The sequence below is a fragment of the Actinomadura sp. RB99 genome (genome assembly GCF_014706005.1).
Taxonomy (GTDB): Bacteria; Actinomycetota; Actinomycetes; order Streptosporangiales; family Streptosporangiaceae; genus Spirillospora.
The window spans coordinates 57,476-81,696 of sequence record NZ_JABMCA010000043.1; the positions used below are offsets into that span (position 1 = coordinate 57,476).

Sequence of the window (24,221 nt, forward strand, 5' to 3'; positions counted from 1 at the left end):
TCCTCAGCCCCGCACCCGCCCGCACTGGACCGTCCCTGACCTCAGCCGTCGCGGACCGGAACCTGGCGATCGCGTGCGAAGCCGAGTTCGAGCGTGCGAGAACTTGATCGCGCAGCGAGCCCCCAGGGCGAGTCGGAGCGATGCAGCGATCGCACGCATTGCCCGCCGAAGGAAGGCGCCCAGCGCCTGACGCCAAGGGCAATGCAAAGGACCAGGAGAGCGCCCCTCGCGCCCGCTGGGGGCGCTCTCCCGGCCGCCGCGGTGCGCGCGGCCCGAGGCACAGGTCAAGCCCCGGGGCCTCCCCGCGCGCCCGCGGGGTCTCACGCCGCCTGGCGGTGGTCGGCGTCGAGCAGGTGGTAGAGCAGGAGGAGCTGGGTGATGGCCAGGGGGTCGCTGGTGCCGGCGTCGCCCAGGCGGCCCAGGGCGTCGGGGTCGGGCAGGCCGGCTCCCGCGCGGGCGCCTAGGCGCTCCCAGATGGCCTTCTTCACCACTTGGGACTCCTCGGGCGAGACGTAGCCGTGCACGTGCAGGGCGTCGACGGGACGCCCGTCGTCGTCGCGGTGCAGGCGCAGGTGCAGCAGCTTGTCGGCGTCGCCGGACGCGCCGTCCAGCACGTCGGCGAGCTCGGGGTGGTCGATCGTGGGGCGCAGCAGCAGCTCGGCGGACAGCGGGGTGCCGGGCGGGTCGAGCCGGCCCTCGACCGGCGCGAACCGCACGACGATGTCGGCGTACTTGCGCTGCGGCCGGATGTAGGCGGCGCTCTCCGGCTCGCGGCGGGCGAGCTCGGCCATGACCTGCTCGGGGCTGTAGCCGCGCTTGTCGCAGTCGCGGCGGACCTTCCAGGAGTGCCGGAGCGGCTCGGGCGGGTCCAGGTAGACGGTGATGTCGAAGCAGGCGCGGGCGAGCCGGGTGTGCAGGGGGAGCAGGCCCTCGACGATCACGAAGTCGCGCGGCTCGACCAGTTCCGGCCGGACGAGCTCGCCGGTGGCGTGGTCGTAGACGGGCTTGAGGATCGGCTCGCCCATCGAGAGCAGCTGCAGGTGCTGCTCCATGATGTCGATGTGGTTGCAGTCGGGGTGCAGCGCCGTGAACGGCTTCCCGGCGCGCTCGGCCCGGTCGTAGCGGTGGTAGTCGTCGACGCAGACGGCCGTCATCCGCTCGGCCCCCAGGCACCGTACAAGCCCCCTGGTCAGTGTGGTCTTGCCCGCGGCGCTGTCTCCGGCGATGGCGAGCATGACGGGGCGGCGGCCCGACCCGCGCGCCCGGAGCATATGCACGATCCGATGGGGCACCTTGCTCCTCCGTCCTGCGGAATCCCGTTTTCGACAGGGAGAGTACGGCGGTCGCGGCGCGGGTGCGTCCCCCGGTCGGGTGAGAGCGGGGGTGAGATGGCGGGAGGCCCGGCCGCAGCGGGGCTACTGGTGAGTAGCTTCGGGTTGTTATCGTGCCGGAATGGGCGCCCCCGTACGCGTCGTCCTGGTGGACGACCACGAGATGATCCTCGCCGGACTCCAGGCGATGCTGGCCGGATTCGCCGGGCGGGTGCGCGTCGTCGGGCAGGCGGGGACGGGGGAGGAGGCCACCCGCCTGGTCACCACGCTGCGCCCCGACGTCGTCCTGCTGGACGTGCGGCTCGGCCCCGAGAGCGGCCTCGACCTGTGCCGGCTGCTCACCGGCCGCGTCCCCGAGGCGCGGGTGGTGTTCCTGTCGGTCTACGACGACGAGCAGTACGTCTTCGAGGCGCTGCGCGCCGGGGCGGGCGGCTACCTGCTGAAACGGGTGGACGGCCCGGAGCTGGTGCGCCGCCTGGAGGAGGTCGCGCAGGGCGAGACCGTCGTCGACCCGACGCTCGCCGGGCGGATGGCGGTGACGGCGGCCCGGCTGACCCGCGGCGAGTTCTGGCCCGGCGCGAACCGGGGGCTGACGCAGCGCGAGAGCGAGGTGCTGTCGCTGCTGGTCGGCGGGCTGTCCAACAAGGCGATCGCGGCCCGGCTGGTGCTCAGCGAGGAGACGGTGAAGAGCCACCTGCGGGCGCTGTACCGCAAGCTCGAGGTCACCGACCGGTCCGCGGCGATCGCGGTCGCGCTGCGCGAGGGGCTGTTCCGGTGACGCCGCCGTCGCCGGCCTCACCCGCGTCGCCGGCCTCACCGGCGGAACTGCTCGCCGGGCGCGGCAACGACCTGCTCATCCGGATCGTGGCGGTGGCCTGCTCGGACCGCGAGCTGCCGCGGATGGCCGAGGAACTGGCCGGGCTGGTCGTCCGCTCGGCGCGCGCGCTGACGTTCTGCGACGTCTACGTACTGGACGACGAGGAGCGGGCGCTGGAATGGTCGGCGGGCCCGGCCGTCCCGCTGGGGGAGGGCGACGTCGGCTGGGTGGCCGCGCACGGTCGTGCCCGCGCACACACGGACGGACGAGGCGTCGCGATCCCCGTCCGCAGCGGGAACACCACGATCGCGGTGGTGGACGTCCGCTCCGCAGGCCCGTGCCCGGATGACGACGTCGCGCTCGTCACCGCGCTGGCGGAGCTGTTCGCCCCGGTGCTGTGCTCGTGCCGGCGGCTGCGGGCGGCCCGCGAGCGCGAGCACGCCGCCGAGCGGTTCGCCGAGCGGGCCGTCGAGGCGCAGGAGGCCGAGCGGTCCCGGCTGAGCCGGGAGATCCACGACGGCATCGCGCAGCGGCTGGCCAGCCTCGGCTTCCACCTGTCGGCGGCCGAGCGGGCGCTGCCCGAGCACCATCCGGAGGGGCTCGCGCAGATCATGGTCGCGCGGAAGCTGTGCGAGCTGGCGGCGGCGGAGACGCGCGCCGCGATCGGCGGGCTGCGGCCGCCCGTGCTGGACGACCTCGGCCTGTCCGCGGCGCTGGCGACGCTCGCCCGCGAGGCGGGGGACGGCCCGGGACCGTCCGGCGTGATCGACGTCAGCGTGACAGTGGAGGGCGAGCTGGAGGAGGAGCTGCCCGACCACGTGCAGACCGCGCTGTACCGGATCGCGCAGGAGGCGGTCGGCAACAGCCTGCGGCACGCGTCGGCGACGTGCGTGGACCTGCTGCTGGAGCACGCGAGCGACCGGGTCCGGCTGAAGGTCACCGACGACGGCACGGGGTTCGCGGTGCGCGAGGTGTTCGCGCAGGGCGCGCGCGCGGAGCGGACCCGGCGCACCGACTCCTACGGGCTGCGCGGCATGCGCGAGCGCGCCGAGCTGCTGGGCGGCCGCGTCACCGTCACCAGCCGCCCCGGGGTCGGCACGACCGTCGAGGCGGTCATCCCCGTCCCGGGCCGCGGCCGCACCGGGCGCGCTACTTCCGGCTGAGCACCCGGAAGGCGATGCCGGCGGCGGTGAGCCGCGCGATCAGCGCGTCGCCCATCGCGGTGGCCGTGGTCACCTGCCCGGCCGTCTTCGGCAGGTCGTCGTGGGCGAGGCACAGCGCGGACTGCGCGAGCATCTTCGCGGTCTCGCCGTAGCCGGGGTCGCCGCCCGCGACCTCGGTGACGACCCGCCTCCCGCCGCCCTCGCCGACGAACTTCACGCTGAACCAGTTGCGGGCGCGGCGCTCCGGGGACGGACCCTCGCCCGGCGCGCGGAGCCGCAGCAGCAGCGACCGGGTGGGCGGGAGCTGCGCGAGCGCGAGCAGGGCGCCGGAGCCCACCGCCATCCCGGCGGCGACGGGCAGCCGCTTGACCGCCAGGTAGTGGCCGTAGGAGAAGTCCGGGCCGTACCGGTCGAGCGCGGCGGCGGACCGCGTGACGATCTGCGGGTCGATGGTCGGCAGCGGGAGCGTCCAGCCGCCGCCGACGCGGGCCCGCGGCGCGGGCCGCCGGGAGATCCTGACCCGCCGGCCTTCCGGCCGCCCCTCGGCGCGGCGCCGCTCGCGCTCGGCGCGCACCATGCCGGTCACGTCGGCGAAGATGCCGACCGCGGAGGCGATCGTGCCGCCCGACGCGTCGCCGTGCACGCGCAGGAACCCCTCGACGTGCAGCGGGACGCCCTCGGGCAGCTGCTTCACGGTGAAGTAGGCGCCGAGGTCGTGCGGGATCGAGTCGAACCCGCAGGCGTGGATGATGCGGGCGCCGGAGCGGACCGCCTCGTCGTGGTACTTGAGGTACATGCGGTCGACGAACGTGGGCTCGCCGGTGAGGTCGACGTAGTCGGTCCCGGCGCGCGCGCACGCCGCGACCAGAGGCTCGCCGTACTGGACGTACGGGCCGACCGTCGTGATGACGACCTTGGCCGACCTCGCGATCTCCTCGATGGAGGACGGGTCCGTGGTGTCGGCGTGCAGCAGCGGCAGGTCCGCGCAGGCCGGGTCGATCGCGGCGGCCCGGTCGCGGACGGCGGCGAGCTTGGCCTGGTTGCGTCCGGCCAGCGCCCAGCGCGTGCCCGGGTCGGCGTGCCCGGCCAGGTACTCGGCGGTCAGGGCGCCGGTGAAGCCGGTGGCGCCGAACAGCACGATGTCGTACGGACGGTCGGTGGTCATGGCCGCACCTCTCCCGGTACCGAGCGTGGATCTGTACCGAACATGATTCTGTCGTGTCACCTCCCCGCCATGGCGCCTCGTGCCGCCGGTGTGAGCGACTGCACTCGGATTCTTCGCGTGCGCGACCCATGCCGTGTATGCCCTAGTGTTGGCCCCTACGAAAAGAGGGGGATGGTGGCGTGATCGGGCTGGCCGTGGCGATGGACGCCGGCGCCGTGCTCTGCCTCTGCTGGTCCCTCCTCGGCGTCCTGCGTCCGGCGGCGGTGCCCGGCGGCGGGGACGGCGGGCGGTCCGTGGCCGTCGCGCTGATCGGCGTGAGCCTCATCCTGCTGTCGGTGCCCCTGTGGAGCCTGCCCTAGCCGGGGCCGCCCATCCGGGCGCGTCCAGCAGGTGCCGGACGAACAGCAGCGTCGTCGGGGTCGGCGCCGCGCCCGCGACGGCGTGCCACGGGCGGTCGAGGGGCATCCCCGGCGCGCCGACCACCACGAGCCGCCCCGCGGCCAGCTCCGCGCCGACCGCGTCCCGCGACACCAGCGCCACCCCCAGCCCGGCCGCCGCGCCCGCGATCACCGCGCCGTTCGAGCCGAGGACGAGCCGGGGCGGCGCGACCTCCCGCTCGGCCAGGTAGGCGTCCGCCGACGCCCGCGTCCCCGACCCCGGCTCGCGCATCACCCACGGCGTCCGGGCCAGGGAGAAGCCGTCGGCGACCGCCGGGGCGCCGACCACCACCAGCTCGTTCGGACGCGTCGCCAGCACCGTCGCGGCGGCGTCGGCCGGCGGGCGGCCCGCGAGGACGAGGTCGGCCTGGTGCGCGGCGAGGCTGCTCCACACCTGCCGCCGCGGCCCCACCTCCAGCGCCAGCTCGACGTCGGGCCAGCGCGTCCGGAACGAGGCGAGCAGCTCAGGCAGGACCTGGTCGGCGGCGGTCGTCACCGCCGCCAGCCGCAGCGGCCCGCGCCCTGGATCGGCCGCGCCCCGCGCCGCCGCCCGCCCCTCCTCCAGCAGGCCGAGCACCTGCCGCGCGTACCCGGCGTACACGGTCCCGGCCGGGGTGAGCCGGACACCGCGCCCCACCCGCCGGACGAGCGGGACGCCGAGGTCGCGGGTGAGCGCGGACACCGCCGCCGACACCGCCGACTCCGTCACGTACAGCCGGAGCGCCGCCGCCCGCACGGACCCGGTGTCGGCGAGCGCGACGAACGTCCGCAGCCGCGCCTCCGTCACGTCCCGCCTCCTCGTTCAAGTGAATGCTTGATGGTCACCATAGAACACTTGATGGACAGCGCAAGTGTCGGGAGGCGAAGCTCGACGCGTCACGGTTCCACGTGGCCGGAACGCGGCGCTCCGCCCCCATTCCCCTGGGCATGCCGTCCTTTCGCGGGACGGAGCCGCCGCGTCCCGCCCAGCACGCGAAGGAGATCGGCGATGAGTTCGGGCAGATGGTCGGCGGGCGTGATCCCCTATGCGGAGATGGGCTACTGGAAGCCCGACTACGAGCCGAAGGACAGCGACGTGCTCGCCGCCTTCCGGATCACGCCGCAGCCGGGCGTCCCGCCGGAGGAGGCCGGCGCCGCCGTCGCGGGCGAGTCGTCCACCGCCACCTGGACGGTCGTGTGGACCGACCGGCTCACCTCCTACGAGAACTACCAGGCCAAGTGCTACAAGGTGGAGCCGGTCCCGGGGCAGGAGAACCAGTTCATCGCCTACATCGCCTACGACCTCGACCTGTTCGAGGAGGGGTCGATCGCGAACCTGACGTCGTCCATCATCGGGAACGTCTTCGGGTTCAAGGCGCTGAAGGCGCTGCGCCTGGAGGACATGCGGATCCCGACCCACTACGTGAAGACGTTCCAGGGCCCCGCGCACGGCATCGTCATGGAGCGCGAGTACCTGGGCAAGTTCGGGCGCCCGCTGCTCGGCGCGACCGTCAAGCCGAAGCTCGGCCTGTCGGCCCGCAACTACGGGCGCGTCGTCTACGAGGCGCTGCGCGGCGGCCTCGACTTCACCAAGGACGACGAGAACATCAACTCCCAGCCGTTCATGCGCTGGCGCGACCGGTTCCTGTACTGCATGGAGGGCGTCAACCGCGCGCAGGCCGCGACGGGCGAGGTCAAGGGCCACTACCTCAACGTCACCGCCGCGACGATGGAGGACATGTACGAGCGCGCCGAGTTCGCCAAGGACCTCGGCAGCGTCATCGTGATGATCGACCTCACTATCGGGTACACGGCGATCCAATCGATGGCGAAGTGGGCGCGCCGCAACGGCGTCATCCTGCACCTGCACCGCGCCGGGCACTCCACCTACACGCGGCAGAAGAACCACGGCGTGAACTTCCGCGTCATCGCCAAGTGGATGCGGCTCGCCGGCGTCGACCACATCCACGCCGGGACGGTCGTCGGGAAGCTGGAGGGCGACCCCAACAGCGTCCGCGGCTACTACGACACCCTCCGCCTCGACCACGTGCCCGCCGACCCCGTGAAGGGCCTGTACTTCGACCAGGACTGGGCGTCGCTGCCGGGCTGCATGCCGGTCGCGTCCGGCGGCATCCACGCCGGGCAGATGCACCAGCTCCTGCACTACCTCGGCGAGGACTCGATCCTGCAGTTCGGCGGCGGGACGATCGGCCACCCGATGGGCATCGCCGCCGGCGCCACCGCCAACCGCGTCGCGCTCGAAGCGATGATCAAGGCGCGGAACGAGGGCCGCGACTACCTCACCGAGGGCCCCGACATCCTGCGCGCCGCCGCCAAGAACAGCCGCGAGCTGGACATCGCCCTGTCCACCTGGGGCGACATCACCTTCACCTACGCCTCCACCGACACCCCCGACGCCGTCGAGACCGCTGTGTTCTCGCCGACCCCCTGACGGGACCCACCCCCAACCTCGGAGCGTGTGACATGCGGATCACCCAAGGCACCTTCTCCTACCTGCCCGAGCTGACCGACGAGGAGATCACCAAGCAGGTCGCCTACGCCCTGGACCAGGGCTGGCCCTGCTCGGTGGAGTTCACCGACGACCCGCACCCGCGCAACTCCTACTGGGAGATGTGGGGGCTGCCCATGTTCGACCTCGCCGACCCCGCCGGCGTCCTGTACGAGGTGAAGGAATGCCGCAAGGCGTACCCGAACCACTACGTCCGGCTGAACGCCTACGACGCGAACTACGGGCGCCAGACCACCGCGCTGTCGTTCATCGTGCAGCGGCCGCCCGTGGAGCCCGGCTTCCGCCTGGACCGCGAGGAGACCTCCGACCGGCGCATCCGGTACACGCTGCACTCCTACGCGACGGACCGGCCCGAAGGCGAGCGCTACGGGGACCCGCGTTGAGCGACCGTCCCGGATTCGGCATGCGACCCTCCGAAAACGGCTCCCCGGCGGCCCCACCCCAGGCTCCCGCCGCCGGGGAGCCGGCCCCGCCGGCCCCGTCCGCCCCGCCGCCGACGCTGCCCCCCGGCGCCCGCGTCGACCTCGCCAAGGAGCGCGCCGACTCGCACGCCGACGAGGTCCTGGACGCCCTCGACGCCGAACTCGTCGGCCTCGCCCCGGTGAAGACCCGCATCCGGGAGATCGCCGCGCTGCTGCTGGTGGACCGCGTCCGCGCGCGCTTCGGCATCGACTCCGGACGCCCGAACCTGCACATGTGCTTCACCGGCAGCCCCGGAACCGGGAAGACGACCGTCGCGGTCCGGCTCGCCGAGCTGCTCCACCGGCTCGGCTACATCCGCAAGGGCCACCTCGTCTCCGTCACCCGCGACGACCTCGTCGGCCAGTACGTCGGCCACACCGCGCCGAAGACGAAGGAGGTCCTCAAGCGGGCGATGGGCGGCGTCCTGTTCATCGACGAGGCGTACTACCTGTATCGGGCCGAGAACGAGCGCGACTACGGGCAGGAGGCCATCGAGATCCTGCTCCAGGTCATGGAGAACCAGCGGGACGACCTCGTCGTCGTCTTGGCCGGCTACAAGGACCGCATGGACTCCTTCTTCTCGTCCAACCCCGGCATGAGCTCCCGCATCGCCCACCACATCGACTTCCCCGACTACAAGCCGGACGAGCTGGAGGCGATCGGGCACCTGATGATGGAGCGCGAAGGGTACGTCCTGGCGCCGGAGACCCAACCCGTCTTCCGCGACTACCTCGACCGGCGCCGCGTCCAGCCGCGCTTCGCCAACGCCCGGTCCGTCCGCAACGCGATCGAGCGCGCGCGCCTCCGCCACGCCAACCGCCTCCTGGCCGCCGCAGGAGAGGTGGACCGCGCCGCCCTGACCACCTTGGAACCGGACGACTTCCTCACCAGCCGGGTGTTCCAGTGACGGCGGACGGCGGGTGAGACGCCGATCACAGTGAATCAAGGGATTCGCCTCCGCATGTCCTAGTGTTGAGACCATCGACATGGAGATGTGGGGGAGAAGTTGCTGAACCCTGAGGATCTGTACGAGCTGGACACCGACCTGCCGGAGATGACCGGCCCGGTGCTGCTGCACAGCCTCGACGGCTTCGTGGACGCCGGATCCACCGGGCAGCTCGTGCGCGAGCACCTCCTGGAGGCCTTGGAGCACCGCGTCATCGCCCGCTTCGACGTCGACTCGCTGATCGACTACCGGGCCCGCCGCCCGACGATGACCTTCGACCGCGACCACTGGGCGTCCTACGACGCGCCCGAACTGGTGGTGCGGCTGCTCCGCGACGACGTCGGGAGCCCGTTCCTGATGCTGTCCGGTCCAGAGCCCGACCGGCTCTGGGAGGGCTTCACGCAGTCCGTGGTGCACCTGGTGAAGCGGCTGGACGTGGGGCTCGTCGTCGGCTTCCACGGCATCCCGATGGGCGTGCCGCACACCCGCCCGGTCGGCGTCACCTCGCACGCCACCCGCCCCGAACTGATCACCCGCAACACCTGGTTCGACAAGGTGCAGGTGCCCGGCAGCGCCGCCGGGCTGCTGGAGCTGCGGCTCGGCGAGGCGGGGCACGACGCGCTCGGCCTCGCCGTGCACGTCCCGCACTACCTGGCCCAGTCCGCCTACCCGGCCGCCGCGGTCGCCGCCCTGGAGCAGGTCGTCGCCGCGACCGGGCTGGTGCTGCCGACCGAGCGGCTCCGCGAGGCCGCCGCGGCCACCGACGCCGACATCGCCGAGCAGGTCGACGGCAACGCCGAGGTCGAGAAGGTCGTGCGGGCGCTGGAGCAGCAGTACGACGCGTTCGCCGGCGCCGCCGAGCGCGACAGCCTGCTCGCCGAGTCGCAGGACATGCCGACCGCCGACGAGCTCGGCGCGCAGTTCGAGCGGTTCCTGGCCGAGCAGGAGGGCCCGGACTCCTCGTCCTGACCCCGGCGGGGCGTCCGCTCGGAAGTGTCGGACATATCCGCGCGGGCGCTGGGTAGGCGAGCCCCGGAGGGGGGAGGCTCGCCCATGGCCCAGAGAGTGAACGAAGTGATGACGCCGGTGCCGGTGGCGGTGTCCCCGGACACCACCCTGGTCACGGTGAGCGACCTGATGCGCCGGCACGGCATCGGCGACGTGCTGGTGGTCCACGAGGGACGCCTGCGGGGGCTGGTCACCGACCGCGACATCGTCGTCCGCGCCGTCGCCGTCCAGAAGGACGTCGGCGCCACCACGGTCGGCGACATCTGCAGCACCAACATGGTCACGGTGGCGCCGGAGGAGGACGCCGACGCGGCCGTCCGGCTGATGCGCCGGCACGCCGTCCGGCGGCTCCCCGTCGTCGACGGCGACCGCCCGATCGGGATGGTGTCCATCGGCGATCTCGCGGTCCAGCGCGACGAGCGCTCGGCGCTCGCCGACATCAGCGCGGAACCCCCCAACACATGATCACGCTGCGGCTCCCGGACGCCGAGCTGAACGGCGACCTGGCGATCCCGGACGACCCGGCGGGCATGGTGGTGTTCGCGCACGGCACCGGCAGCTCCCGGCTCAGCCCCCGCAACCGCGCGGTCGCCGAGGGCCTGAACGCCGCCGGGATCGGCACGCTGCTGCTGGACCTGCTGACAGAGGAGGAGGAGCAGGTCGACCGGGTCACCGCCGCGCTCCGCTTCGACATCGAGCTGCTGACGTCGCGGCTGATCGGCACCGTCGACGCGCTGGCCGAGGGCCTGGAGTCCGCACCGCACACCGCGGGGCTGCGGATCGGGCTGTTCGGCGCCAGCACGGGCGCGGCGGCGGCGCTCGCGGCCGCGGCGGCCCGGCCCGACGTCGGCGCCGTGGTGTCGCGGGGCGGCAGGCCCGACCTCGCCGGCCCGTCTCTGCCGCGGGTGCGGGCGCCCGTCCTGCTGATCGTCGGCGGCGCGGACCCCGAGGTGCTGGCGCTCAACGAGCAGGCCCGCACGCGGCTGGAGGCGGCCGAACTGCACGTGGTGTCCGGCGCGACCCACCTGTTCGAGGAGCCGGGCGCGCTGGAGGAGGTCACCATGCGGGCCGCCGACTGGTTCAACCGCCACCTCGACCACGGGGCCTGATTCGGAACCGGCCGCCGGGGCACGATGTCGGCATGCCCGACGTCATCGTGGTCGGAGCCGGGCCGGCCGGCTCGGCCGCCGCCTGCCACCTCGCCCGCTCCGGACTCGACGTCCACGTGCTGGAGAAGTCCGCGTTCCCCCGCGAGAAGGTCTGCGGCGACGGCCTGACGCCGCGGGCCGTCCGGGAACTCCTGGACCTCGGCGTCGACATCGACGCCCCCGGCTGGTTCCGCAACAGGGGCCTGCGGCTGATCGCCGGCGACCGCCTCCTCGAACTGCCGTGGCCGTCCGACGGCGCCTACCCGCCCTTCGGCCTGACCCGCACCCGCCACGACTTCGACGAGATCCTGGCCCGCCGCGCGGTCACCGCCGGAGCGACCCTGTCGCAGAACACCAAGGTCACCGCCCCGCTCCGGGACCGGACGGGCCGCGTCACCGGCGTCCGCACCGACGCCGGCGACCACCGCGCGCCGGTCGTCGTCGCCGCCGACGGCGCGTCCTCCCGCCTCTCCGTCGCCCTCGGCCTGCACCCCCGCCGCGACCGCCCCATCGGCACCGCCGCCCGCCGCTACTACCGCAGCCCCCGCCACGACGACCCGTACCTCGAAGCGTGGCTCGACCTCGTCCCCGCCGGATACGGGTGGGTCTTCGGAATGGGGGACGGCACCTGCAACGTCGGCGTCGCCCTCCTCCGCACCGCGCACGCCGACTACCGCCGCCTCCTGGACGACTGGCTCGCCCGCACACCGCCCGACTGGGGCTTCACCGAACAGAACGCCACGTCCCCCCTCCGCGGCGCCGCCCTCCCCATGGGCTACACCCGCCGCCCCCACTACCTCCCCGGCCTCCTGCTCACCGGCGACTCCGGAGGCATGATCAACCCGTCCAACGGCGAGGGCATCGCCTACGCCCTCGAAGCCGCCCGCATCGCCGCCGAGACCATCACGACCGCCCTCGCCGCCCCCACCCCCGGCCGGCGCGAACGGATCCTGTACACCTACCCGTCCGCGATCCGCCAGGCCAACGGCCGCCCCTTCACCCTCGGCCGCGCCTTCGCCCGCGCGATCGAGAATCCCCGCGTCATGCGCGCCGCCACCCGCGCCGGCCTCGGCAACCCGGCGCTGATGCGCTTCGCGCTCAAGCTCCTCGGCAACCTCGCCGACCCGTCCGCCGACCGCCTCGCCGCCGCCCTCACCCGCCTCGCCCCCGCCTCCTGAACCGCGCCGCCCCGGCCCCGGCGCCCACCCCGAGGTCACGGGCGTCCGCATCCGCCGCACCGTTTCGCGATCGTCCCGCCGAACCGGGTACGCTTTCCCGGTCACGAGCACGCGGGCGCGTAGCTCAGGGGTAGAGCACTCGCCTTACAAGCGAGGAGTCGGCGGTTCGAAACCGTCCGCGCCCACCAAGGTCAGGGCCATGATCCAGCAAGCTGGATCATGGCCCTGACTCATTCGAGTGACAAAGTGAGCGACGAAGAGATTCCGCGGGTGGGGGCGCCATCGTCAGCGTCGCGATATTCCGCTGTGCCTTCGAATTTGCGTTGGAGTGCACTCCAGCTCCTAGTTTTCGGAAGCGTGCGATACATCAAACTCGGAACGACCGGGCTGGAAGTCTCCGCCATCACGCTCGGCTGCATGAGCTTCGGCGAGCCGGATCGGGGCGGCGAGCCCTGGTCGCTGGGTGCGGACGCCAGTCGAGACATCATCAAGCAGGCACTGGAAAGCGGCGTCAACTTCTTCGACACGGCCAACGGGTACAGCGCCGGAAGCAGCGAGGAGATCGTCGGCCAGGCGGTCAAGGACTTCGCCCGGCGCGAGGAGGTCGTTCTCGCCACCAAGGTCTGGATGCGGATGCGCCAAGGCCCGAACGGCGCCGGGCTGTCCCGCAAGGCGATCTTCGCCGAGCTCGACGCCTCCCTGAAGCGGCTGGGGACCGACTACATCGACCTGTACCAGATCCACCGCTGGGACTACGACACCCCGATCGAGGAGACCCTCGAGGCGCTGCACGACGCGGTCAAGTCCGGGAAGGTCCGCTACATCGGAGCCTCGTCCATGCACGCCTGGCAGTTCACCAAGGCGCTGTTCCTGGCCGACCTGAACGGCTGGACGCGGTTCGTGTCGATGCAGGACCACTACAACCTCATCCACCGAGAAGCAGAGCGGGAGATGCTCCCGCTCTGCGCCGACCAGGGCATCGGCGTGATCCCGTGGAGCCCGCTGGCGCGGGGAAGGCTGACGCGGGGCAGGGACACCGCCACGGCGCGTGCCGAGACCGACCCGGGCGGCAAGATCCTCTATCGGGACGAGGACCAGGCCGTGGCCGAGCGCGTCCAAGAGATCGCGGGCGAGCGGGGTCTGCCCCCGGCGCAGGTCGCCCTGGCCTGGGTCATGCGCAACCCGGTGGTGACCTCGCCGATCGTGGGGGTCACCAAGCCGGCACAGCTGGCCGACGCGGTCGCCGCGGTGGACGTCGAACTCGACGACGACGAATCCGCCTACTTGGAGGAGCCCTACCAGCCGCACGAGGCCGCCTACCTGCAGGAGTCCTTCTACAAGCGGCAGCCTGTGGCGGGCTCCCGGTAGTCCGGCTACCGCCGGGCTTGCCCGCCAGGACGAGGACCCCGTTTTCCGGTGGTGGAAACGGGGTCTCTGCCATTAGCGCGCCATCCGCGGCGGGGCCTCGGGTCGATGGTCGGGTGGCGCAACCCGATGGCCGGACGAGGCCAGGCGCTTTCGCCTCGGCGGGCCATTACGGCAGGTGGCGGGGTTCCGGCGGCGATAAAAACCCTCCGTAATCGCCTTCCGATACTCTCCGTTATCGAATGTGTGCGCACGGCTATGGATACTCCGCGTATTTCCAGTGACACTCAACGTGTTCGAGATTCTCGGCTCCCCGCCGTCTCGCGTAGCGGGTGCGGGCGGTGCGGGAGATCAACATAGAAGGAGAGCACATGCCGTCCCTGAAGACCACCTCCGTGGCCCTGGCCGTGGCCGCGGCGGCGACCTGCCTGGCGTCCGCCGGCGTCGCCAGTGCGCAGAGCACCGACGCCAGCCGGGCCCCGGCGCGGGTCGCCGAGCTCCCGGCGGGCTACCAGATCGTGTCCCTCCCGAACGCCAACGTTCCCAACTTCCAGCGCAGGACCCTCTACTGCCCCGGGACCAAGCACGTTCTCGGGGGAGGCGCCGAAGCCCAGGGCAACGGCGCCATCCTGGTCGGGTCGTTCCCGACGCAGGACGGGCGCGGCTGGATCGCGCTCGGCCGCCAGATCGGCTACAACGACGTCGGCATCAGCGTGTACGCGATCTGCGCCGACTGACCGTCACCGGTCCCGGCCGCCTGCGCGGCCGGGACCGGCCCCGTTTCAGCCCTCCTCGCCGTAGAGGGCGGCTATGTCCTTGCTGCCGGGCCAGCGGCTGTAGGTGGGGGACTGCGGCCAGCCCTCGGGCACGTCCTGCCACTCCTCCTGGCGCCCGTACGGCAGCAGGTCGATCAGCGGGAAGGTGTGGCCGAGCTGCTCGACGCCGCGGCCGTCGGTGTGCCAGGTCCGGTAGACGGTGTCGCCGTCGCGCAGGAAGACGTTGACCGCGAAGCCGCCCCCGGGCGGGGCGCCGACGTCCGCGCCGAACGGGCTGTTCGCCGTGGAGTACCAGGTCATCTTGTTGCCGACCCGCCGCCTGTACGCGAGGGCCTCGTCGAGCGGGCCCTGGGTGACGATGACGAACCGGGCGTCGTAGGCGTCCAGGAACTCCAGCCGCGTGAACTGCGACGTGAACCCCGTGCAGCCCGGGCACTGCCAGGTCTTGCCGGGGAACCACATGTGGTTGTAGACGATCAGCTGGGACCGGCCGTCGAAGACGTCGGCCAGCCGGACCGGGCCCTCCTCGCCCTCAAGGGTGTACTCGGGCATCTCGACCATCGGCATCCGGCGGCGCTGCGCGGCGATCGCGTCGAGTTCCCGGGTCGCGGCCTTCTCCCGCGCGCGCAGGTCGCCGAGGTGGCGTCGCCACGTCTCCGCGTCGACGACGGGCGGCAGTGCCTTGCTGGTCATGGTCCCTCCGAGGTTCGATTCGACGTCGTAGGTACAGACCGGGCCCGGCCGGCGAATTCATCGGTCCCCCGGGGTCACGAGCCGGCGGCCACCCCCTGCGCGAAGTCGGCGTATTGCAGTTCGAGGGCCTTGACGGGGCCGCCGCGCCAGCCCGCGGCGAGGGCTTCCGCCATCGGGTCGGGGAAGATGTCCTCCTCGTCCTTCTCCAGGCCGTCGAAGACGGCGCGCGCGACCGATTCCGGCGACGCCTTGGGCATCTCCACCCCGCGCGTCATGTCGGTGTCCACGATCCCCGTCAGGACGGCGTGCACCGTCACCCCCCGCGGGGCCAGGAGGGTCCGCAGCGACTGCGTCATGGAGAACGCGGCGGCCTTGGAAATGGAGTAGGCCGGGATCAGCGGGAACGCGGCGAGGCCGTTCACCGACAGGTTGTTGGCGATGGCCCCCTTGGCGTCGGTCAGCAGGGGCAGGAACGCCTCGATGACGCGGTGGACGCCGTAGAGGTTGACCGCGAAGTGCCGCTCCAGGACGGCCGGGTCGGTCAGGTCGTCGTAGATCGCGATCCCCGCGTTGTTGATGAGGAGGTCGAGCGAGTCGACGGCCTCGGCCGCCCGCCGGACCTGGTCCGGGTCCGTCACGTCCAGCGCCAGCGGCGTGACCCGCTCGTCGGGGTGCCGCTGGGGGACGCGCGCGCCGGCGTACACGCGCCGCGCGCCCCTGCGCAGCGCCTCGTCGAGCAGCGCCCGCCCGATTCCGCGGTTGGACCCTGTGATCAGTACTGCCTTGTCGGTGATCGTCGGCATGCTGCCGCTCTCCTTGGGTGTTCTCGGGTGTTCCCGGCCGCGGGCGCGGCCGGTCAGCTGGTGAGGGCGGGGGTGAGCCCGAACGTCGGGACGAGGCCCGGGTCGTTGAAGGACGTGATCCGGGCGACGCGGGCCCCGATCAGGGTGAGGACCTGCACGCCGTACGCCTCGTAGCGGCCGGTGCCGGAGCGGCGGTAGACGACGCAGGCGGGCTGGCCGTTGGCGCGGCTCGGGACCATGCGCCACAGGCCCGGCCGGATGACGCGCCCGGCCAGGAAGCCCAGCACCGCGTCCCGCCCGGTGAACCAGGTCGGGGTCGGCGGCATCTCCAGCTCGACGTCGGCGCGCAGCAGCTCGATCAGCGCGGCCGGGTCGGCCCGCGCGAACGCCGCGACGTAGTCGTCGAGCAGGGCGCGGCGGGCGTCCTCGTCGGGCTCAGCGAGGTCCTCCTCGACCGGCCCGGCCTCGGCGAGGCGCGTGCGGGCGCGGCGGAGGGCGCCGTCGACCGCGGCGGCCGTGGTGTCCAGCATCTCCGCGACCTCGGCGGTCCGGAACGCCAGGACGTCGCGCAGCGTCAGCACGGCCCGCTGCCGGGCGGGCAGGAGCTGGAGCGCGGCGATGAGGGCGAGCCGCACCCCGGCCCGCGCGGCGACGACGGCCGCCGGGTCGTCGCCGCCCAGCAGCGCGTCCGGCGCGGGCTGGAGCCACGGCACCGCCGTCTCGTCGGGCGCAAGTGCCACGCGGTGGTCGTCGGACGGGGCGCCCAGCCCGGACGGCACCGGCCGCCGCGGCCGCGTCTCCAGCGCCGTCAGGCAGGTCCGGGTGGCGATCGCGTACAGCCAGCGGCGCAGCGAGGAGCGGCCCTCGAACCGGTCGAAGGCGCGCCACGCGCGCAGGTAGGTCTCCTGGACGAGGTCCTCGGCCTCGTGGATCGAGCCGAGCATCCGGTAGCAGTGGGCGAGCAGCTCCGGCCGGAACGGCTCGGCCAGGGCGGCGAATTCCGTGTCAGATCGCATCGCGGGTTCCTCCGGGCGGGACGGTCGATATCAAGACCGTGCGCCGGAGGAGAATCCGACGGGGCGACGCTGTGACCTGCGTCACGGAGGCGCCCGCACGAAAGCATCGGCACGGAGGCGCCGGCTCGGAGCTCCTAGTGGGCCCGGTCGGAGGGCCGGGGCGCCGAGCCGGCCAGCGGAGTGGTGTCCAGGTACCTGACCTCGTAGACGCGCTCGGCGAACTTCCAGCCGTCCGGGGTGCGCCGGTAGCGGTCGTGGTAGACGGCGAAGTTCACGCCCTCGATGCCGTCGAGGGTGCGGACGAGCTCCTGGATGTAGGCGCGGCCGGTCGCGGTGTCGCCGTCGAGCTCGATCACCCCCGGGTGCGTGGTCTGCACGAAGAAGTCCCACCGGGCCTGGAGCGCCTCGCCCCCGGCGCGGATCTCCTCGCGGCCCGCCAGCTCGACGGGGACGTCGGGCATCCGCAGCACCCCGTCCTCGGTGAACAGCGACGCGAGCCGGGCGCGGTCGCGCATCATCGCCGCGTCGCTGAACTCGCCGCGCAGCGCCTCGATCTCGACCCGGTCGGCGACGGCCTGCATATCGGTCATGGTCCTCTCCTCACCTCGTTCGTCGCTCCTATGACGAGACGGCCGGGCGAATTGTGATGGTCCCCGCCCGGAGGCCGGATGCGGCGAGGCGGTGGACACGGCGTCCGGAGGCTGCGATAAACGCCTTGTACGTGACACGGCGAGCCCGGGCGGGATCATGCGGACGCTGTACGAGCATGCAGGCGGTCACGAAGGACTGCACCGGTTCATGGACGTCTTCTACGCGTCGCTGCTGGCCGACCCGCTCGTGGGGCCGCTGTTCGGCGAGGGGCGCCCGACGCACGTCGACCACCTGACGGCCTTCACCGCCGAGACGTTCGGCGGCCCCGACGCCTTCTCGCGGGAGATGGGCGGCTTCGCCCACCTCATCGACGTGCACCGGCACCTGAAGATCACCGAGGAGCAGCGGCGCAGGTTCGTCGAGCTGTACATGGCGGCGGCCGACACCGTGGGGATGCCCGGCGACGCGCCGTTCCGGCAGGCGCTGCTGGAGCACGTCGAGTTCGGCACACGGGTCGCCATGCAGAACTCGCACGCCGAGACCGACGACGAGCTGCACCCCCTCCGCGAGGTCCCCCACTGGGACTGGCCCGCCGGGACCTCGTGACGCCGGACCCCGTGGCCGGGGGCAAAACCGTTGATCTTGCCGCATAAGGTGTGCAGGTCACGGAACGTCCAGGTGGAACGGGGCTCGCATGCGTTACGTCATCATCGGCGCGGGGGCGATCGGCGGGGCGGTCGGCGGCCGGTTGCGGCAGGCGGGGCAGGACGCGGTGCTCGTCGCGCGCGGGGCGCAGTACGCGGCGCTGCGCGACCGGGGGCTGCGGCTCACCGGCCCGGACGGCGTCTTCGACCTGCCGGTCCCGGTCGTCGACGGTCCCGAGGCGCTCGAACTCACCCCCGGACGACGTGCTCGTGCTGGCGGTGAAGACCCAGGACGCGATCGCGGCCCTGGACGCGTGGGCGCCGCGCCCGGTCGCCGGCGGCGGGACGGCGGCGGAGCGCCTGCCGCTGGTCTGCGCGCAGAACGGCGTGGAGGCCGAACGGCTGGCGTTGCGCCGCTTCCGCCGCGTCTACGGGATGTGCGTGTTCCTCCCGGCGAGCTACCTGGAGCCGGGGGCCGTCACCGTCCGCTGCGCGCCGTACACCGGTGCGCTCAACCTCGGCCGCTACCCGTCGGGCGCCGACGAGACGGCCCACCGGATCGCCGAGGGACTGGAGAAGGCGAACTTCCTCGTGCCCGTCACGTCCGAGGTGATGCGCTGGAAGTACGCGAAGCTGCTCGGGAACCTCGCGAACGCGGTCGAGGCGGTGTGCGGTTCGCAGGCCGGCGACGCCGCGAAGGCGCTGGTCGCGCGGGCGCGCGCGGAGGCCGCCGAGGTCCTGGACGCGGCGGGGATCGACCGGGCCGGCGACGAGGAGCAGCGCGAGCTGCGGTCCGGGCGGATCGAGGTGCGGCCGGTCGAGGGCGGCGCCCCCGCCGGCGGCTCGACCTGGCAGAGCCTGCGGCGCGGCAGCACGTCGGTCGAGGCGGACTACCTCAACGGCGAGATCGTGCTGCTCGGGCGGCTCCACGGCATCGCGACACCGGTGAACGAGACGCTGCTGCGCGTGGCGAACGACTTCGCGCGCACAGGGCGGGAGCCCGGCTCGATGACGGCGGACGAACTCGCGGCCCAGGTGCCCCGGTAACCGACGTGGACGCCGCTCAGGCGCTCGGGCACCGACGTCGTCATCGCGGGATGTGGTGCGGGTCTCGCGAATGGGTCGGGTGTGTTACATGCCGTTCACATTTGGGCAACAGGTGCGAAATGGCTGGTCGGCAGTGTGGTGGCTGCCGCAGAACCCACAAGGCCGGGCAGTACCGAAGGGACCGACGTTGAGCTACAAGGCCGAGTACATCTGGATCGACGGCACCGAGCCCACCGCTCGGCTGCGGTCCAAGACCAGGATCCTCCCCGACGGCGCCGACCTGCCGGACTGGGGCTTCGACGGCTCCAGCACGAACCAGGCCCCCGGGGACCGCTCGGACTGCGTGCTCAAGCCGGTGTTCTCCTGCCCCGACCCGCTCCGCGGCGGCGACCACAAGCTCGTCCTGTGCGAGGTGTTCCTCGTCGACGGGACGCCGCACAAGACGAACACGCGCGCCGAGCTGCGCCCGGTCGCCGAGCAGTACGCCGCGCAGGACTCCTGGTACGGCATCGAGCAGGAGTACACGTTCTTCAAGGACGGCCGCCCGCTCGGCTTCCCCGAGCGCGGCTTCCCGGCGCCGCAGGGCTTCTACTACTGCGGTGTCGGCGCCGACGAGGTGTTCGGCCGCGAGATCGTCGAGCGGCACATGGACGCCTGCCTCGACGCCGGCCTGAAGATCTCCGGCATCAACGCCGAGGTCATGCCCGGGCAGTGGGAGTTCCAGATCGGCCCGGCCGGGCCGCTGGAGGTCGGCGACCACATGTGGATCGCGCGGTGGCTGCTCTACCGCATCGCCGAGGAGTTCGACGTGTCCGCGACACTCGACCCGAAGCCGGTCGAGGGCGACTGGAACGGTGCCGGAGCGCACACCAACTTCTCCACGAAGGCGATGCGCGAGAACTACGACGCCATCATCACCGCCTGCGAGGCGCTCGCCGAGCGCGCGCAGGAGCACGTCCAGGGCTACGGCGCCGACATCGAGCGCCGCCTGACCGGCATGCACGAGACGGCGCCGTGGAGCGAGTTCAGCTACGGCGTGTCGAACCGCGGCGCGTCCGTCCGCATCCCGTGGCAGGTCGAGGTGGACAAGAAGGGCTACATCGAGGACCGCCGCCCGAACGCCAACGTCGACCCGTACGTGGTGGCCCGGCTGATCACCGGCACCTGCTGCGCGGCGCTGGAGAAGGCCGGCCAGGTCTGACCGGAGCACGACCCGACGCACGACGCCAAGGGCCCTGGGAAGCGCGCTTCCCGGGGCCCTTTCGCGTTCCGCGACTAACGCCGCTATGACCGGTGACGGGGCCAAACATCTGCAAATTGTTGTGCTTGGGAGAGTTCCCCCTATCGGTGCCGGGTAGCACCTACATCGTTCGCACCGGGGGGAGGGAACATGCCCGACACGCCATTCGGGCGGTACCCCGGCGGCCTGCCGGGCAGGCACGCCGGCCGTCCTGCGCCACGGCCGTACGAGCGGTCGTTCCGGTGCCCCTCCGCGGCGCGGCGGCGCCGGGTGGAGGCTCCGGCGAGGAGGTACCAGGAGTTCGTCGCCCTGCACGAGGAGATCTCGGCGGGGTCGGGGCTCCCGCTCCGCCCCCTGTGGTGGGCGGGGACGGCGGCGGCGCTGGCCGCCGGCGGCACCGCGTTCGCGGCGGTGATGGGGCTGCGCGGCGTGTTCGGGCTGGACGTGCCGGTGTTCGCGGGCGGGCACACCGCGGCGGGACCGGCGGCGACGAGCTACGCGCTGATCGCGGTGGCCGGGACGATCCAGGCGACCGCGCTGATGCACCTGCTGCTCGCGACGGCGGCGCGCCCCGTCCGGGCGTTCGCGTGGATCGGCGGGTTCGCGGTGGCGCTGCTGACGATCCTGCCGCTGCTGCTGAACGGCCCGCTCGACGCGGCGGTGGCGACCGCGTGCGTCAACCTCGTCGGCGGGACGTCGGTCGTCGTGCTGCTCGCGGGAGTGGTGGCGGCGAGCTCCCGGCCGTTCTGGCCGGACCGGCCGTTCAGGCGCGGCCGACTGTGATGGCCAGCGGGTCCGGCGCGGACGACGACGACACGCGCACGTGCCGGAGCCGCCGCCACACCTGGACGTCCACCGCGTCCCCGGGCGCGAGGACGCCGAGTTCGCGGTGCATGCCGGAGAAGCCGAGGCAGAGCGAGACGTCCCAGGTGCCGCGCGGCAGCGGGTCGTCGATGAACGCCCGCGTGACGGGCAGCGCGGCGCGGTAGCCGAGCCGGTCGTCGGTCTCGTCGAGCGCGGCGATGACCTCGAACGTCCGGCGGCTGCTCCGCTCGGTGAGGACCAGCGTCCCGGAGATCGGCATGCTGATCCACCGCCGGTCGATGTGCCCGGTGACGACGACCTCCCCGCGGCGCCCGTCCCAGGCGACCCCGTCGGCGGCGGTCGTGCCGGCGACGTGCGAGCGGCCGCCGACGTCGATGGACAGCGTCCCGCGCCCCCCGAAGTAGGCGGCGACGGTGACCGCGCCCGGCAGGAACCGCCGCTGCGGCGCGGTGTCGAGGCCGGGCGCGCGCTCGGGCCCGAGCGCGACGACGCGGCCCTCGGGCGGCGTGCCGATCGCCAGGTCGACGTCCCAGAGCCCGCCGGGCAGCGGTTCGCCGCGCTCGACGGCCGCGACGTCCACCAGCGCCTCGAAGGTGACGAGGCCGTCCTCCGCGCCGACGGACGCGGGGAGCCGCAGCAGCCCGTCGCCGTCGCGCTCGCGCAGCAGCAGCTCCATCTCCGGCGCCGCCGGCAGGTCGTCGTCGCGCCTGATCGCGCCGGCGACGCGGAGCGCGGACCCCGCCCAGCCGACCTCCGTCAGGTAAGGCTCCGACATCGCCGCCCCCGCCTCGTCCTCCGCACGGTTCACCCGACCACTTCCCCTGGCGCCACCGTCCAACCTGGCCGCCGCGCCACCGACAGAGGCCAGGTCACGGGACGACGGTCACCGGCCAGCGGCCCGTGCGGACCAGCCGGACCGCGACGGACCCGATCAGCCGGTGCCCGGCCTGCGCGGACGCGCCGACGATCACCGCGTCCGCGCGGGCCTCGTCGGCGATGCGGGAGATCACGGTGAACGGGTCGCCCTGCTCGGTGACGAACTCGTACCGGACGTCGGCGCGCTCGGCGGCGCGCTCCAGCTCGCGGCGCAGGTCCTCGGCGACGGCCTCGCCGGCCTCCCGCATCACCGCGGCGCCGCCGGCGGTGAGGGTGGACAGCGCGGCGATGCGCTCCACGTGCACGAGGATCAGCCGCGCGCCGCCGCGGCGCGCCAGGCCCCACGCGTACGCGCCGGCGTGCAGCGAGGTCTCCGACCCGTCGACGCCGGCCACGATCACCTTCGGCCCGTCCACGCCGTATTCGAACGGCCCTTCGCCGCTCATGCGATCATCACGCGGACCAGGGTAGTCGGGAATGTCAGAGTCGGGTGAAGCGGGCCACCAGGTCGTCGAGGCCGAGCGCGCCGGCCGCCAGCGCCCCGTACATCTGCTCGATCTCGCCGTAGCCGAGGTCGCGGGCGACGGCCAGCGAGTCGCCGCGCGCCTCCGCGGCGAGCAGGTCGAGCCGCCGCTGCGCCAGCGCCCGCACGAGGGTGCGGCGCCCCGCGTCCGCCGCCTCCTCCGCGCGCCGCAGCGCGAGGCTCCGCCGGATGTGCATGCGCGCCGGGACCGTCACGGCGAAGTCCAGCCAGTCCTCGGACGGGGAGCCGGCCGGGTCGGTGAGCACCTCCACCACGTTGCCGCTGCGGACCTGCACCGACATCGGCGCGAGCCGGCCGTTGACGACGGCGCCGATGCAGCGGTCGCCGGTGCCGGGGTCCAGCGCGTAGGCGAAGTCGAGCGCGGTCGCGCCCTCCGGTAGCGGCACGGCGCGGCCGTCCGGGGCGAACGCGGCGAGGTGCCCGGCGGCGAGGTCGGCGCGCAGGCCGTCCAGGAAGTCGGCGGACGGCGCGTTGGACTGCCAGGCCAGCAGCCGGCTCAGCCACGCCAGGTCGCGGCGGCCCGCCACGGCGTCGGCGGTGGCGGCGTCGTCGCGGGCCTGCCGGATGTGCGCGACGATGCCGTACTCGGCGACCGGGTGCATTGCCTCGCTCCGCACGATCACGTCGAACGGGTCGCCGTCCGGGCTGATGACGCGCGTGTGCAGCGACCGGTACATGTTGTCCTTCGGCATCGCGATGTGGTCGCGGACCTGCCCGGCGACCGGGTGCAGCGCGGCGTGCACCGCGCCGAGCGCGATGTAGCAGTCGCGCTCCTCGCCGTCGACCAGCAGCAGGAGCCGCGCCGCCTCGCAGGGCCGCAGCCCTGCGAGATGACCGCCGAACGTCTCGTGCACCGCGTACAGGTGCGACGGCCGGATCTGCACGCGCGCGCGGACGCCGTGCTCGGCGAGCGCGTCGCGGATGCGCGCGACGGCGGGCGCGAACGCTGCGTCGGCCCGCCGCAGCGCGGCCCGGACGGCGCGCCCGGTCGCGGCGTGCTCCTCGGGGGCGCGCGCGGCGAACGCCAGGTCGTCCATCTCGCGCTTCAGCACGTGGATGCCGAGCCGCTCGGCGAACGGGACGAGCAGTTCCTGCGACGCCTTGGCGTACGGGGCCCGCTTGTGCGCGGGCCGGTAGCGCAGCGTCCGCAGGTTGTGCAGCCGGTCCGACAGCTTGATGACGAGGACGCGCAGGTCGGCCGCCGCCGCGAGCACGATCTTGCGGAACGTCTCGGCCTCGGCGCGCTCGCCCCAACGGCTGCCGTCCAGCTTCGTCACGCCGTCGACGAGGACGGCCACCTCCTCGCCGAAGTCGGCGCGGAGCTCGCCGAGCGTGTAGGGGGTGTCCTCGACGGTGTCGTGCAGCAGCGCGGCGACGAGCGTGGTGGTGTCCATCCCCATCCCGGCGAGGATCATCGCGACGGCCAGCGGGTGGGTGATGTAGGGCGCGCCCGACTTGCGGAGCTGCCCCCGGTGCAGGCGCTCGGCGACCGCGTAGCCGCGCAGCAGCTCCGCCTCGTCGCCGCCCGGGCAGGCGGACCGGTGGACGGCGAGGAGCGGCGCGACGGCGGGGCGGACGGGGTCGCCCGCGAGGGCGGTTCGGGCGCGGCGCAGCGGCAGCCGGACCGGGCCGCGCGG

26 protein-coding genes and 1 tRNA gene are annotated in these 24,221 nt (G+C 73.3%); 17 read left to right on the forward strand and 10 right to left on the reverse strand.

The features are described from left to right. Window positions 1-320: 320 nt before the first annotated feature. Window positions 321-1,271, reverse strand: coding sequence for a phosphoribulokinase (locus amrb99_RS31360; RefSeq protein WP_190862923.1), 951 nt, complete (start codon window positions 1,269-1,271; stop codon window positions 321-323). A 181-nt stretch (window positions 1,272-1,452) separates the two neighbouring features. On the opposite strand from amrb99_RS31360, the gene amrb99_RS31365 reads away from it, so the two are divergent. Beyond that, window positions 1,453-2,109, forward strand: a complete 657-nt coding sequence (locus amrb99_RS31365; RefSeq protein ID WP_151542498.1) for a response regulator transcription factor — start codon at window positions 1,453-1,455, stop codon at window positions 2,107-2,109. Next, complete coding sequence (locus amrb99_RS31370; RefSeq protein WP_347256936.1) at window positions 2,106-3,311, forward strand: GAF domain-containing sensor histidine kinase; 1,206 nt, start codon at window positions 2,106-2,108, stop codon at window positions 3,309-3,311. Before amrb99_RS31365 ends, amrb99_RS31370 begins: the two co-directional genes overlap by 4 nt. On the opposite strand, the gene amrb99_RS31375 is transcribed toward amrb99_RS31370, so the two are convergent. After that, on the reverse strand, window positions 3,298-4,476 hold the full coding sequence (locus amrb99_RS31375) for a saccharopine dehydrogenase NADP-binding domain-containing protein (RefSeq protein ID WP_190862875.1): 1,179 nt from the start codon (window positions 4,474-4,476) through the stop codon (window positions 3,298-3,300). The genes amrb99_RS31370 and amrb99_RS31375 overlap by 14 nt on opposite strands. A gap of 179 nt (window positions 4,477-4,655) precedes the next feature. Between amrb99_RS31375 and amrb99_RS31380 the strand changes: the two genes are divergently transcribed. Further along, a complete protein-coding gene (locus amrb99_RS31380) occupies window positions 4,656-4,835 on the forward strand; it encodes a hypothetical protein (RefSeq protein ID WP_190862877.1) in 180 nt (59 codons plus the stop codon). Here amrb99_RS31380 and amrb99_RS31385 read toward each other — a convergent pair. Next, window positions 4,798-5,700, reverse strand: a complete 903-nt coding sequence (locus amrb99_RS31385) for a LysR substrate-binding domain-containing protein (RefSeq protein WP_190862879.1) — start codon at window positions 5,698-5,700, stop codon at window positions 4,798-4,800. The two genes, amrb99_RS31380 and amrb99_RS31385, sit on opposite strands and share 38 nt — an antisense overlap. A 201-nt stretch (window positions 5,701-5,901) precedes the next feature. Between amrb99_RS31385 and amrb99_RS31390 the strand changes: the two genes are divergently transcribed. The 10 genes from amrb99_RS31390 to amrb99_RS31435 all read left to right on the forward strand — a co-directional run bounded on the left by amrb99_RS31390 (window position 5,902) and on the right by amrb99_RS31435 (window position 14,266). Beyond that, the gene (locus tag amrb99_RS31390) at window positions 5,902-7,344 is read left to right on the forward strand and encodes a form I ribulose bisphosphate carboxylase large subunit (RefSeq protein ID WP_190862881.1); all 1,443 of its coding nucleotides are present in this window, start codon (window positions 5,902-5,904) and stop codon (window positions 7,342-7,344) included. Between the two features lie 32 nt (window positions 7,345-7,376). Then, on the forward strand, window positions 7,377-7,805 hold the full coding sequence (locus tag amrb99_RS31395) for a ribulose bisphosphate carboxylase small subunit (protein ID WP_190862883.1): 429 nt from the start codon (window positions 7,377-7,379) through the stop codon (window positions 7,803-7,805). Between the two features lie 20 nt (window positions 7,806-7,825). Further along, window positions 7,826-8,791: a CbbX protein gene (cbbX, locus tag amrb99_RS31400; RefSeq protein ID WP_190862885.1), complete on the forward strand. Its 966-nt coding sequence runs from the start codon at window positions 7,826-7,828 to the stop codon at window positions 8,789-8,791. A 99-nt stretch (window positions 8,792-8,890) separates the two neighbouring features. Then, the gene (locus amrb99_RS31405; protein WP_206700176.1) at window positions 8,891-9,799 is read left to right on the forward strand and encodes a PAC2 family protein; all 909 of its coding nucleotides are present in this window, start codon (window positions 8,891-8,893) and stop codon (window positions 9,797-9,799) included. Between the two features lie 84 nt (window positions 9,800-9,883). Continuing rightward, on the forward strand, window positions 9,884-10,303 hold the full coding sequence (locus amrb99_RS31410; RefSeq protein WP_190862887.1) for a CBS domain-containing protein: 420 nt from the start codon (window positions 9,884-9,886) through the stop codon (window positions 10,301-10,303). Next, the gene (locus amrb99_RS31415) at window positions 10,300-10,947 is read left to right on the forward strand and encodes a dienelactone hydrolase family protein (RefSeq protein ID WP_190862889.1); all 648 of its coding nucleotides are present in this window, start codon (window positions 10,300-10,302) and stop codon (window positions 10,945-10,947) included. Before amrb99_RS31410 ends, amrb99_RS31415 begins: the two co-directional genes overlap by 4 nt. Window positions 10,948-10,979: 32 nt before the next feature. After that, entirely contained in the window at window positions 10,980-12,164 is a 1,185-nt protein-coding gene (locus amrb99_RS31420; RefSeq protein ID WP_190862891.1) for a geranylgeranyl reductase family protein, read from the forward strand. Between the two features lie 113 nt (window positions 12,165-12,277). Beyond that, window positions 12,278-12,352, forward strand: a tRNA-Val gene (locus amrb99_RS31425). 169 nt (window positions 12,353-12,521) lie between these two features. Continuing rightward, window positions 12,522-13,532, forward strand: a complete 1,011-nt coding sequence (locus amrb99_RS31430) for an aldo/keto reductase (protein WP_190862893.1) — start codon at window positions 12,522-12,524, stop codon at window positions 13,530-13,532. Window positions 13,533-13,900: 368 nt separating this feature from the next. Further along, on the forward strand, window positions 13,901-14,266 hold the full coding sequence (locus tag amrb99_RS31435; RefSeq protein WP_190862896.1) for a hypothetical protein: 366 nt from the start codon (window positions 13,901-13,903) through the stop codon (window positions 14,264-14,266). 45 nt (window positions 14,267-14,311) lie between these two features. Here amrb99_RS31435 and amrb99_RS31440 read toward each other — a convergent pair whose 3' ends face one another. The 4 genes from amrb99_RS31440 to amrb99_RS31455 form a co-directional block, all read right to left on the reverse strand. Next, complete coding sequence (locus tag amrb99_RS31440; RefSeq protein WP_190862898.1) at window positions 14,312-14,998, reverse strand: DUF899 family protein; 687 nt, start codon at window positions 14,996-14,998, stop codon at window positions 14,312-14,314. Window positions 14,999-15,072: 74 nt separating this feature from the next. Next, window positions 15,073-15,801, reverse strand: coding sequence for an SDR family NAD(P)-dependent oxidoreductase (locus amrb99_RS31445; protein ID WP_190862900.1), 729 nt, complete (start codon window positions 15,799-15,801; stop codon window positions 15,073-15,075). Window positions 15,802-15,854: 53 nt separating this feature from the next. After that, the gene (locus tag amrb99_RS31450) at window positions 15,855-16,817 is read right to left on the reverse strand and encodes an RNA polymerase subunit sigma-70 (RefSeq protein WP_190862902.1); all 963 of its coding nucleotides are present in this window, start codon (window positions 16,815-16,817) and stop codon (window positions 15,855-15,857) included. A 134-nt stretch (window positions 16,818-16,951) separates the two neighbouring features. Beyond that, complete coding sequence (locus amrb99_RS31455; RefSeq protein WP_190862903.1) at window positions 16,952-17,407, reverse strand: nuclear transport factor 2 family protein; 456 nt, start codon at window positions 17,405-17,407, stop codon at window positions 16,952-16,954. Between the two features lie 157 nt (window positions 17,408-17,564). On the opposite strand from amrb99_RS31455, the gene amrb99_RS31460 reads away from it, so the two are divergent. The 4 genes from amrb99_RS31460 to amrb99_RS31475 all read left to right on the forward strand — a co-directional run bounded on the left by amrb99_RS31460 (window position 17,565) and on the right by amrb99_RS31475 (window position 21,122). Next, window positions 17,565-18,014, forward strand: coding sequence for a group II truncated hemoglobin (locus amrb99_RS31460; RefSeq protein ID WP_190862905.1), 450 nt, complete (start codon window positions 17,565-17,567; stop codon window positions 18,012-18,014). 50 nt (window positions 18,015-18,064) lie between these two features. Further along, window positions 18,065-19,099 (forward strand): ketopantoate reductase family protein, encoded by a 1,035-nt coding sequence (locus tag amrb99_RS53375; protein ID WP_206700173.1) that lies wholly within the window; start codon window positions 18,065-18,067, stop codon window positions 19,097-19,099. 187 nt (window positions 19,100-19,286) lie between these two features. Further along, window positions 19,287-20,300 carry a glutamine synthetase gene (gene glnII, locus amrb99_RS31470; protein ID WP_190862907.1) on the forward strand — a complete coding sequence of 338 codons (1,014 nt, stop codon included), beginning with the start codon at window positions 19,287-19,289 and terminating at the stop codon, window positions 20,298-20,300. Between the two features lie 189 nt (window positions 20,301-20,489). Continuing rightward, window positions 20,490-21,122 (forward strand): hypothetical protein, encoded by a 633-nt coding sequence (locus amrb99_RS31475; RefSeq protein ID WP_190862910.1) that lies wholly within the window; start codon window positions 20,490-20,492, stop codon window positions 21,120-21,122. Here amrb99_RS31475 and amrb99_RS31480 read toward each other — a convergent pair. From amrb99_RS31480 to amrb99_RS31490, 3 genes are all read right to left on the reverse strand, one after another. Beyond that, window positions 21,103-21,972: a hypothetical protein gene (locus tag amrb99_RS31480; RefSeq protein WP_347256937.1), complete on the reverse strand. Its 870-nt coding sequence runs from the start codon at window positions 21,970-21,972 to the stop codon at window positions 21,103-21,105. The two genes, amrb99_RS31475 and amrb99_RS31480, sit on opposite strands and share 20 nt — an antisense overlap. A 61-nt stretch (window positions 21,973-22,033) precedes the next feature. Next, window positions 22,034-22,486, reverse strand: a complete 453-nt coding sequence (locus amrb99_RS31485) for a universal stress protein (protein ID WP_190862913.1) — start codon at window positions 22,484-22,486, stop codon at window positions 22,034-22,036. Between the two features lie 34 nt (window positions 22,487-22,520). After that, window positions 22,521-24,221 (reverse strand): HD domain-containing protein (locus amrb99_RS31490; RefSeq protein WP_190862915.1); only part of this gene is annotated, 1,701 nt, incomplete at its 5' end.

Bases quoted from the DNA above. Each gene is read 5' to 3' on its own strand.
- amrb99_RS31360 (WP_190862923.1), bottom strand. From the start codon at position 1,271: ATGCTCCGGGCGCGCGGGTCGGGCCGCCGCCCCGTCATGCTCGCCATC.
- amrb99_RS31365 (WP_151542498.1), top strand. From the start codon at position 1,453: ATGGGCGCCCCCGTACGCGTCGTCCTGGTGGACGACCACGAGATGATC.
- amrb99_RS31375 (WP_190862875.1), bottom strand. From the start codon at position 4,476: ATGACCACCGACCGTCCGTACGACATCGTGCTGTTCGGCGCCACCGGC.
- amrb99_RS31390 (WP_190862881.1), top strand. From the start codon at position 5,902: ATGAGTTCGGGCAGATGGTCGGCGGGCGTGATCCCCTATGCGGAGATG.
- amrb99_RS31395 (WP_190862883.1), top strand. From the start codon at position 7,377: ATGCGGATCACCCAAGGCACCTTCTCCTACCTGCCCGAGCTGACCGAC.
- cbbX (WP_190862885.1), top strand. From the start codon at position 7,826: ATGCGACCCTCCGAAAACGGCTCCCCGGCGGCCCCACCCCAGGCTCCC.
- amrb99_RS31410 (WP_190862887.1), top strand. From the start codon at position 9,884: ATGGCCCAGAGAGTGAACGAAGTGATGACGCCGGTGCCGGTGGCGGTG.
- amrb99_RS31415 (WP_190862889.1), top strand. From the start codon at position 10,300: ATGATCACGCTGCGGCTCCCGGACGCCGAGCTGAACGGCGACCTGGCG.
- amrb99_RS31420 (WP_190862891.1), top strand. From the start codon at position 10,980: ATGCCCGACGTCATCGTGGTCGGAGCCGGGCCGGCCGGCTCGGCCGCC.
- amrb99_RS31435 (WP_190862896.1), top strand. From the start codon at position 13,901: ATGCCGTCCCTGAAGACCACCTCCGTGGCCCTGGCCGTGGCCGCGGCG.
- amrb99_RS31440 (WP_190862898.1), bottom strand. From the start codon at position 14,998: ATGACCAGCAAGGCACTGCCGCCCGTCGTCGACGCGGAGACGTGGCGA.
- amrb99_RS31445 (WP_190862900.1), bottom strand. From the start codon at position 15,801: ATGCCGACGATCACCGACAAGGCAGTACTGATCACAGGGTCCAACCGC.
- amrb99_RS31450 (WP_190862902.1), bottom strand. From the start codon at position 16,817: ATGCGATCTGACACGGAATTCGCCGCCCTGGCCGAGCCGTTCCGGCCG.
- amrb99_RS31455 (WP_190862903.1), bottom strand. From the start codon at position 17,407: ATGACCGATATGCAGGCCGTCGCCGACCGGGTCGAGATCGAGGCGCTG.
- amrb99_RS31460 (WP_190862905.1), top strand. From the start codon at position 17,565: ATGCGGACGCTGTACGAGCATGCAGGCGGTCACGAAGGACTGCACCGG.
- amrb99_RS31475 (WP_190862910.1), top strand. From the start codon at position 20,490: ATGCCCGACACGCCATTCGGGCGGTACCCCGGCGGCCTGCCGGGCAGG.
- amrb99_RS31485 (WP_190862913.1), bottom strand. From the start codon at position 22,486: ATGAGCGGCGAAGGGCCGTTCGAATACGGCGTGGACGGGCCGAAGGTG.